We start from the raw sequence: 8,810 nt of genomic DNA on the forward strand, positions 1-8,810 counted from the left end.
CTTTGGGCGGTCCCGCCCCCCCGCGCGTTGCTGCGGGTGGCCCTGGGGGTGGCGGCCGCGCTCCCCCGGGGGGCGCCGCCCCGGGCCCCCCCCCCCCCCGGGGGGGGGGGGGGGGGCCCGGGGCCCCCCGCGCCTCCCGTCCGTCGTTCGGTCCCGTCGGTCAGCGGGAGCGTGTGTCCGTGAGCGCGGCCGCGTAGGCCCGCACCGATCGGTTGTACCGGGGGAGTGTCGGCTCGACGGCCTCGATCGCCACCCGCAGTGCCTCGTCGACGCGGCCGGCGCTGTGCAGCGCGAGCGCCAGGAACACACGGGGAGCTGCACCCGTCGACGGGTGGTTCGGTGCGTCCCGCAGCATGGCGATGGCCTCGTCCACCCGCCCGAGGTTGCGGAGCGTGGACGCGTGCTGCACGACCATGCGCGCTGCTCGGTCGGGATCGACCGTCGCGAGTCCCGCTGCCGTCGCCGCCGCGTAGCGCTCGTGTGCGTCGGCCTCGCGGCCACCGGAGTCGAAGGCGCCTCCGAGCTCGAAGGCACCGAGCGCCGGGTGCGGAGCGACCGAGGCGAGGTCGCGCATGCGGGCGATCCGTTCGTCGTCCCCGACCGCCGTGTCGTCCCGGAGTGCTGCGACGCGGTCCTCCCAGGCCGTCTCACCGTGCGTGTGCATGCCGACCACGCTACCGGCGGGCCGGTGGTCGCTCGGGGTCCCCGCCGACGCGTTCGGTCCACCGAACGTGGCGCGGCGGACGGTGTGGCCACCGGGATGCGAAGATGCATCGTTGCCTGCCGACACCGACGACGAGGAACGCATGGGACACGACGACGACGCCGCGCCGCTCCTCGACGGCCGGTACCGCATCGAGGGCGCCATCGGACAGGGCGGGATGTCGGTGGTCTACCGCGCCACCGACGAGGTCCTGCACCGACCGGTCGCCGTGAAGCTCTTCCACCCGGGCTCGGTCGACATCGCCCGGCAGGAGAGCGAGCTCGGCGTGCTCGCGGCCCTCGAACACCACAACCTCGTCGGCCTGCTCGACGCCGGCGTGGTCACGGGTGCGGACGGCGGGTCGCAGCGGTTCATCGTGATGTCGCTCATCCTCGGCCAGGACCTCGAGGCCCGGCTCTCGGTGGGGCCGCTCGCCTCGCGGCACATCGCCGAGATCGGCTACGACATGGCCGAGGCGCTCGACTACATCCACGCCCACGGCGTCGTGCACCGGGACATCAAGCCGTCGAACATCCTGCTCGTCGACTACGGCAACGGCTCGGAGCGTGCGCGGGCCCGGCTGACCGACTTCGGGATCGCCCTGGCCGCCGGGGTCGAGCGGCTGACCGCGGACGGGGTGACGACCGGCACGGCCGCGTACCTCAGCCCCGAGCAGGCCCGCGGCGCGGACGTCGGCCCGGCGAGCGACGTCTACTCGCTCGGCCTCGTGCTGCTCCAGTGCTTCACCCGCCGTCGGGAGTTCCCGGGGTCGCTGGTGGAGTCCGCGATCGCGCGGCTCTCCCGCGACCCGGTCGTGCCGGAGCCGTTGCCCGAGCGGTGGAAGCACCTGCTCCGGGCGATGACCGCGCAGGACCCGTCGGCACGACCGCTCGGCGGCCAGCTGGTCGCGATGCTCCGGGACGTCCTCATCGCCGAGACCGCGGACGAGGCGACGTCCGGCTCTGCGGGCCCGGCGGTCGCCGAGCCCGCCGGTCCGTCCACGCCGGACACGGCCGGCAGCCGCACGGGCACGGGCACCGCGACCGGCACCGGCACCGGCACCGGCACGGTCGACAGCAGTCGGCCCGCCACCCTCGACACGCTGCCCGAGGAGTCCCTCCAGCGCACCGTCGCGATGGCCGCCCGGCTCTTCGACGCGCCGATCGCCCTGGTCGACGTGCTCGACGAGGACCGCGAGTGGTCGCACTCCTGGATCGCCGACGGCGTCGACGAGGCCGCACGGAACATCAGCTTCCGGAACGGCTTCGCACCGGTGCCCGTGCCCGTCGTGATCCCGGACGGCTCCGTCCACCCGGAGATGCGGCAGAGCCCGCTCGTGACCGGCCCGCTCGGCATCCGCTTCTACGTGAGCGTGCCGATGCTCCGGCACGACGGCACCGCGGTCGGCACCCTGGCGGTCCTCGACGTCCGTCCCCGCGAGGCGACCGAGGCCGACCTGGCGAACCTCCGCGACCTCGCGGCGCTGGCCGTCACGCAGCTCGAGCTCCGGCAGGAGACCCTGCGCACGACGAGCGACTCGCTGCCCATCGACAGCGGCCGGCACTGACCGGGATCAGACCCCCGGCTGTCCCGCCGACCACCCCTGGGCGTGCTCGGCCTGCTCCGCGGTGAGCCGGGTCACGGCCCCGCAGTTGACGCACTCGTTCCGGTAGGAGCGGGAGAGCGGGAGAGCGGGACGAGCGGCACGAAGAACAGGCTGAGCTTGGTCGTGCGCCGCACCACGCGCTGCGCCGCGTGCACGCCGCACACCCCGCAGACGAACTGCACGACCGTGAGCAGGGTGTCGGTACCGCGGGTACCGAAGATCAGGAACACGGGACCGAGGCTACGCGACCGTGCCCGAGCGCACCGACGTCGGGTCAGATCGTGCGGCGTCGCACCAGCACCACGCTGTCGACGGTGTCGTGCCGTTCCCCGTCGGGACCCGTCGCGCTGCGCGGGCGGCCCTCGGCGACCACGACCTCCCAGCCGTCGTCGAGCCGGAGCGACGCGAGGTCCTCCTCCGGCGACGGGAAGCGGTAGGTGCGGAACGCCTCGGGCAGGTCGGCGTGCGGCGGTGCGGCGTGGGCGGTGACGAGCAGGTGTCCGCCCTCGGCGACGAGGCCGGTGGCACGGTGCAGGATCGCGGCGCGGGGGATCTCGACCGGCCACGACTGCAGGAACGACGCGGTCACCAGGTCGAACCGGTCGTCGCCGTCGGGCGCCCAGGAGGCCACGTCTGCGGCCACGAAGGACGTGCGCTCCCCGACACCGGCGGCCGCGGCGGCACGACGTCCGCGCTCCACGGCGGTGTCGGACAGGTCGACGCCCGTCGCGGTCCAGCCCTGCTCGGCGAGCCACACCACGTCGCCACCCTCCCCACAGCCGAGGTCCAGCGCCCGACCGGCACCGCGCGGCAGCGTCGGTGCCACTTCCGCGAGCACGGCGTTCACCCGACCCGACCAGATGCCGTCCCCGGCGGCGTACCGGGCCTCCCACCACTCGCGGGCGGTCGTCCCTGCGTCGACGGCGTCCGTGTCGACCGTGCCGCCGCCGTGGGCCGTCCCGGCGTCCCCGGTGCCCGTGTGCTCGTGTGCCTGCATCCGCCCAGTGCACCGCGGACCCGGCGACGCGCGCAAGGTGCGTTGCCGGACCGGCAAACGGCGGGACCGACCCCGGGGCGGACGGGAGGCGCGCGACCGGCCCGCCCCGCGCCTCCCGTCCGCCGCCGCGCACGACCGACCGCCGCAGCGCCCGGTCCGGCCGCCGTGCCGTCCGGGTCCGTCCGATCTGCGCGGACGCTGGACACGCCCCGCGTTCCGTCGCCCGCACCGCGCGTACCGTCGCGCACACGACGAGATCGTCCGGTGTCCGCGGCACGCGGGGCTGCTCGGGTCGGGACACCCGACGCCGAGGTCCCGGGACCGGGCAGGACGCAGGACGGTCGTGATGCAGGGAGCACGACATGTCGACGTACGAGTCCGACCACCGCGTTCAGCAGGTCCGGGTGACCACCTACCGCACGCTCCGCCGTGCCGCACGTCGCGGGTGGGCGGTGCCGGACGGAGCGGTCACGCCGTCGCTCGCCGACCTCGCCCGGGTGCGCGGTCCGGGCCGCGGTGACCGCACGTGACCGTCGCCCCGCCTGCCGACCCGCCGCCTGCCGACTCCACGCCCGGGGCCTCGCGGCGGACCGCCGTCCACGAGGTCGTCCGCAGCGGCACCGACCCCGACGAGGCGCGGGACATCGCGGCGAGCGTCTACGGGGCGCGCGACGTCGTGTTCGGTCCGGACGCGCTCGACGGTGCCTTCGCCTTCCGGTACCGCTCGGTCGGTGACGGCTGCGTCAGCCTGCGGACCGCGTCCTCGTCGGCGCACATGCGGGGGATCCTCGTGCCGGGGCGGCAGTACGTGCTCGCGTGGTCGGCGGACGGCGGCGTCGTCGTGGACCCCGAGCGCGAGGACGGCGTCACCCTCCGACCGGGGGTCCCCGTGATGCTCCCCGCCGGGCGCCCGTTCCGGGTGTCCGCGCCGGCCGGCACGGTGCACCTCGTCCACTTCCACGCCGACTTCCTCGAGGCGGTCGCGGTCCTCGGGGGAGCAGCACCGCCGGTCCCGCTCGCCTTCCCGGTCTCCGTGCCGTCGGTCCGGCTCGCACCGCTGCAGCGGACCCTCCGGGAGGTCGCCGGCCCGATGCTCGACGTCTCCGTCGCCGACGGTGCCCGCGCCGCGCTCGACTTGGTCGTGGCCGAGGCGGTCATCGACGCCTTCCACCCCGCACCCGACGGCGGGCTGCCGGACGTGCCGGTCGCCGCCCTCGACCGGGCTAAGGCCTACATGTACGCGCACTTCCTCCGACCGCTCACGGCGGCCGAGATCGCCGGGGCCGCCGAGATGAGCGTCCGGACCCTGCAGGAGACCTTCCAGCGGCAGGAGGCCACGACCCCCACCGACTTCCTCCGCGACCTCCGGCTGGCGAAGGCGCGGATCGCGCTGCAGCTCGCTGATGCCCGTGAGACCACCGTCGCGGAGGTCGCGCACTCGTGCGGGTTCCGGCACATGGGTCGCTTCTCGGGGTCCTACGCCGCGCTCTACGGGGAGCACCCGGGCGAGACCCTCCGCGGCCAGCGCCGGACGATCGCGGTCGCCTCGGCGGTCGAGCGGCCGGCCCGTCCGGATCCGCGGGTGTCTCCGGAGGCGCAGGCCTCTCCGGATGCGCAGGCCTGTCCGGATCCGCAGGTCGGACGGGAGGCGCACGGCGCGTCCACCGCGCCCGCCCGGTCCGGTGCGAGGTCACCTGGGTAGCGTGCAGGGATGCAGCCCGGAACGTCGCCCGCCACCGGTGCGGACAGCGTCGCGGTCGCCGTTCGCGGCACCGGCGCGCCGGTCCTGGTGCTGCACGGCACCCCGGGCGGCATCACCGCGGCGGACGCCATGGCACGGTTCCTGCCGTCCGACCGCTTCCGGGTCGTCACCGTCGCCCGGCCCGGGTACCCGGGCACGCCGCTCGTCCCGGGCCGGTCGTCGCTCGACGACGAGGCCGACCGCTACGCCGCCCTGCTCGACCGCACCGGCATCGACCGCGTCGCCGTGCTCGCGTGGTCCGGTGGCGGACCCGTCGCCTACCGCTTCGCGGTCCGCCACCCCGACCGGGTCCGCTCGCTCGTGGTCGCCGCCGGGCTCTCCGGCCGCTGGGCGCCGGAGCGACCCTCGCTCGCCGAGTGGGTCGTCGCACACACGTCCTTCGGTGCCGCGGTGGCCGCAACGGCCGCCCGCGTGCTGCCGTCCGTCGTCGTCCGCACCGTCGAGGCGGGGGTCAGCTCCCTGCACGGTCGCGCCCTGACCGCCCACGTGTCCGAGGTCGTGCACGACCTCCGCCGGCGCCGGGACGTGCTCGACCTGTCGACCAGCGGGAACGCGGGCGGCGCGTTCCGGCCCGGGTGGGACAACGACGTCCGGGTGCTCGGGGCGGTGGACGACCTGGAACTCGGTGCCGTCCGTGCGCCGACGCTCCTCGTGCACGGCGACGCCGACACCGAGGTGCCGTTCGGGCACAGCTCCCGTGCCGCGGCGGCCGTGCCGGACGTCGAGCTCGTGACGCTGCCGGGCGGCACGCACTTCGCCCTGTGGGACCACCACGACGCCCGGGCCGTGCAGGAACGGGCCGCCGAGCACCTCGCGCGAGACTGAGACGAACTCGAGACTGAGACGAACTCGAGACTGAGACGAACCGCAGGAACCGGGGGGCACTGCTCAGCCTGTGACCGGACCGTTACCAATACGTTGTCTTCCCGAGTCGTTCGGCCGACCCGGAAGGAACCATGGGACGTCACGCCCTGCCCGCAGCCCCCGACGCTGCCCGATCGGCAGCACCTGAGCCGGCAGCACCCGAGTCGTCGCCGTCCACACCGTCGGTTCCCGCGGAGCTGCGTCGTCCCCGTGGTCGTCGTGCCGCCCCGGACGCCACCGCCGACCGCGCGGTCCGCATGGAGAGCGCTCCGGCCCCCCGCGCGGTGCGCCGTCCCACGCCGCGCCCGCTCGCGTCGACCGCCGTCGCCGGCTCCGCGGTGCTGACCCGGACGGCCGTCCTTCGGGCCGAGCGCGCCGCCGACCCCCGCCACGTCCGTCGGGCCGTCAACGCCAAGCGGGCGGCGCTCCTGCTCGCGCCGGCGCTCGCCGTGACCTCGAGCCTGACGCTCGCCCTGCCGGCGGACGCGGCCCCGGCGACCTCGTCGCACGACCGGTCGCGTGACTCGTCGCTGACCACCGCGGCGGACGACGCGCAGTCCTTCACCGTCGCCCGCGACGTCGAGGTCCCCGTCGTTCGGACCGACGGCATCACCACCACGACGACCGTCGTGTCCTACCCGACCATCGTCACCAAGTACGGCGTCACGACGCAGCAGGCCGAGGACGCCATCTCGGCGGTCCTGTCCGCGGGTGGCAAGCGCGCCACGATCGTCTCGACCGCGCTGCAGTACATGGGGGACCCCTACGTCGAGGGCGGTGCGAGCCACGCGGGCATCGACTGCTCCGGCCTGACGATGGTCGCGTACGCGGCCGTCGGCATCCCGCTCGTGCACTACGTGCCGTCGCAGGACGCGGTCGCCACGACCATCCCCGAGTCCGAGGCGCAGCCGGGTGACCTGGTGGTGTTCGACGACGAGGACCACGTCGGGATCTTCCTCGGCGACGGCATCGTGCTGCAGGCCCCGCACCCGGGCGACCCCGTCGACATCGTGCCGGTGTACCCGAACGCGCACCACTTCGCCCGCCTCCTGCCCGCGGGGGAGTGACCCGGCCGTCCGCCCGCCGGGGCGGACCTCGGGAGTCGAGCCGTGCCTCCCGTCCGCTGCCCGCCCGCACGCTCGTCGGCGGGCCGTTCCGTCGGCGTCCGCGGGGAGTTGCGCACCTCCCGTAAACTGGAGTGATGGCCACCGAGACCCGCACCCCGTTCGAGGAGCAGCGCTCCGCTCGTCCGCAGGTGCGCCCGCGCACCGAGGGCTGGACCCAGGCGCAGGACTCCGAGGGCCGACCCCTCCTGCAGTTCGCGTCGCCGAAGCGCGGCAAGCCGCCCGTGCACCTCGCCGACCTGACGGTCGAGGAGCGCGTCGAGAAGGTCAAGGAGCTCGGCCTGCCGGGCTTCCGCGCCAAGCAGCTCTCGACGCACTACTTCACGCACTACTCGTCCGACCCGGCGACGATGACCGACCTGCCCGCCGCCCAGCGCGAGGAGCTCGTCGCAGGCATGCTGCCGCCGCTCCTCACCGAGACCCGGCGCCTGGCGACGGACAAGGGCGACACGATCAAGTTCCTCTGGAAGCTGCACGACGGCGCCCTCGTCGAGTCGGTGCTCATGCGCTACCCCGGCCGCATCACGCTCTGCGTGTCGTCGCAGGCCGGGTGCGGGATGAACTGCCCGTTCTGCGCCACCGGCCAGGCGGGGCTCACGCGCAACATGTCGACGGCCGAGATCATCGAGCAGATCGTGCGCGCCAACGCCGCGATCGCCGCCGGGGAGCTCGGGGGTGACCCGCGCAAGGGTGGGCAGGACCGCGTCGACGCCGAGCGCGTCACGAACATCGTCTTCATGGGCATGGGGGAGCCGCTCGCGAACTACAAGCGCGTGATCGAGGCGGTCCGCACGATGGTCGCCCCGCAGCCGCACGGCCTCGGCATGAGCGCCCGCGGCATCACGGTGTCGACCGTCGGGCTCGTCCCCGCGATCAAGAAGCTCGCGGACGAGGACATCCCCCTCACCTTCGCGCTCTCGCTGCACGCGCCGGACGACGAGCTCCGCGACGAGCTCATCCCGGTCAACTCGCGGTGGAAGGCCGACGAGGCGATCGACGCCGCGTACGAGTACTACGCGAAGACCGGTCGTCGCGTCTCCATCGAGTACGCCCTCATCAAGGACATGAACGACCACGCGTGGCGTGCGGACCTGCTCGCGGAGAAGCTCAACGCCCGGGGCAAGGGGTGGGTGCACGTCAACCCGATCCCGCTCAACCCGACGCCCGGTTCGGTCTGGACCTCGTCGGAGCCCCACGTGCAGGACGAGTTCGTCCGCCGGCTCAACGCGGCCGGCGTCCCGACGACGCTGCGCGACACCCGCGGCAAGGAGATCGACGGCGCCTGCGGTCAGCTGGCTGCGGCCGAGTAGGCGAGCGGTCGGATCGCCTGGTGGTGATCCGGGGCGGATCGTCCGTTCCGGACGGTCTGTTCCGGATGGTCCGTTCCGGACGGGAGGCGCGGTGCGAGTTTCGCACCGCGCCTCCCGTCGTTCCCGGCCCCGGTGAAGCGCGCAGGTACCCCGACATCCGCGAGTCCGCGGGGAAGTCGGGGGACGACACGCCCGGGCGAAGGCCCGGTTCGCTGCACCCCCGGAGCGTGTGTAGAGTAATCACTCGTTGCCGCTGAGGCGGAGAACGGATCGGCCGGAAGGTCGTCTCCGAGTCTCGCCCGGGCAGCGAATTTCCAGCCCCTCTGATGATGATCGTGTTCTGCGGTCGGAGTGGGGGGTGCGTCTGGTCCTTGAGAACTCAACAGCGTGCACATTGTCAATGCCAATTTATTGACCCCGTTGCCTTCACTTGTGGAGGTACGG

Annotated in this window: 9 protein-coding genes; 6 read left to right on the forward strand and 3 right to left on the reverse strand. The window is 74.2% G+C overall.

Annotated features, from left to right (window positions below; genetic code table 11):
* Nucleotides 1-160 precede the first annotated feature (160 nt).
* Nucleotides 161-664 carry a tetratricopeptide repeat protein gene (locus AB0N84_RS16180; RefSeq protein WP_363548193.1) on the reverse strand — a complete coding sequence of 168 codons (504 nt, stop codon included), beginning with the start codon at nucleotides 662-664 and terminating at the stop codon, nucleotides 161-163.
* A 112-nt stretch (nucleotides 665-776) separates the two neighbouring features.
* Here AB0N84_RS16180 and AB0N84_RS16185 point away from each other — a divergent pair, with 112 nt between their 5' ends.
* Nucleotides 777-2,270 (forward strand): GAF domain-containing serine/threonine-protein kinase, encoded by a 1,494-nt coding sequence (locus tag AB0N84_RS16185; protein WP_363548196.1) that lies wholly within the window; start codon nucleotides 777-779, stop codon nucleotides 2,268-2,270.
* Nucleotides 2,271-2,341: 71 nt separating this feature from the next.
* Here the strand turns inward: AB0N84_RS16185 and AB0N84_RS16190 are convergent, their stop codons facing one another.
* A complete protein-coding gene (locus AB0N84_RS16190) occupies nucleotides 2,342-2,539 on the reverse strand; it encodes a hypothetical protein (protein WP_363548199.1) in 198 nt (65 codons plus the stop codon).
* A 44-nt stretch (nucleotides 2,540-2,583) separates the two neighbouring features.
* Nucleotides 2,584-3,306 (reverse strand): methyltransferase domain-containing protein, encoded by a 723-nt coding sequence (locus AB0N84_RS16195; RefSeq protein WP_363548202.1) that lies wholly within the window; start codon nucleotides 3,304-3,306, stop codon nucleotides 2,584-2,586.
* 362 nt (nucleotides 3,307-3,668) lie between these two features.
* Here AB0N84_RS16195 and AB0N84_RS16200 point away from each other — a divergent pair, with 362 nt between their 5' ends.
* The 5 genes from AB0N84_RS16200 (at nucleotide 3,669) to rlmN (ending at nucleotide 8,366) form a co-directional block, all read left to right on the forward strand.
* Nucleotides 3,669-3,836: a hypothetical protein gene (locus tag AB0N84_RS16200; RefSeq protein WP_182048080.1), complete on the forward strand. Its 168-nt coding sequence runs from the start codon at nucleotides 3,669-3,671 to the stop codon at nucleotides 3,834-3,836.
* Complete coding sequence (locus AB0N84_RS16205; RefSeq protein ID WP_363548205.1) at nucleotides 3,833-5,008, forward strand: helix-turn-helix transcriptional regulator; 1,176 nt, start codon at nucleotides 3,833-3,835, stop codon at nucleotides 5,006-5,008. The genes AB0N84_RS16200 and AB0N84_RS16205 overlap by 4 nt, the downstream gene beginning before the upstream one ends.
* Before the next feature lie 9 nt (nucleotides 5,009-5,017).
* Nucleotides 5,018-5,893, forward strand: a complete 876-nt coding sequence (locus tag AB0N84_RS16210; protein WP_289460075.1) for an alpha/beta hydrolase — start codon at nucleotides 5,018-5,020, stop codon at nucleotides 5,891-5,893.
* Between the two features lie 296 nt (nucleotides 5,894-6,189).
* A complete protein-coding gene (locus tag AB0N84_RS16215; protein WP_289460076.1) occupies nucleotides 6,190-6,999 on the forward strand; it encodes a C40 family peptidase in 810 nt (269 codons plus the stop codon).
* A gap of 134 nt (nucleotides 7,000-7,133) precedes the next feature.
* A complete protein-coding gene (gene rlmN, locus AB0N84_RS16220) occupies nucleotides 7,134-8,366 on the forward strand; it encodes a 23S rRNA (adenine(2503)-C(2))-methyltransferase RlmN (RefSeq protein ID WP_069713634.1) in 1,233 nt (410 codons plus the stop codon).
* Nucleotides 8,367-8,810 lie beyond the last annotated feature (444 nt).

The organism is Curtobacterium sp. NPDC089185 (genome assembly GCF_040685235.1).
Taxonomy (GTDB): domain Bacteria; phylum Actinomycetota; class Actinomycetes; order Actinomycetales; family Microbacteriaceae; genus Curtobacterium; species Curtobacterium citri.

Excerpts from the sequence above, each read along its gene's own strand:
- AB0N84_RS16180 (WP_363548193.1), bottom strand. The coding sequence starts at position 664 with ATGCACACGCACGGTGAGACGGCCTGGGAGGACCGCGTCGCAGCACTC.
- AB0N84_RS16195 (WP_363548202.1), bottom strand. The coding sequence starts at position 3,306 with ATGCAGGCACACGAGCACACGGGCACCGGGGACGCCGGGACGGCCCAC.
- AB0N84_RS16200 (WP_182048080.1), top strand. The coding sequence starts at position 3,669 with ATGTCGACGTACGAGTCCGACCACCGCGTTCAGCAGGTCCGGGTGACC.
- AB0N84_RS16210 (WP_289460075.1), top strand. The coding sequence starts at position 5,018 with ATGCAGCCCGGAACGTCGCCCGCCACCGGTGCGGACAGCGTCGCGGTC.
- AB0N84_RS16215 (WP_289460076.1), top strand. The coding sequence starts at position 6,190 with ATGGAGAGCGCTCCGGCCCCCCGCGCGGTGCGCCGTCCCACGCCGCGC.
- rlmN (WP_069713634.1), top strand. The coding sequence starts at position 7,134 with ATGGCCACCGAGACCCGCACCCCGTTCGAGGAGCAGCGCTCCGCTCGT.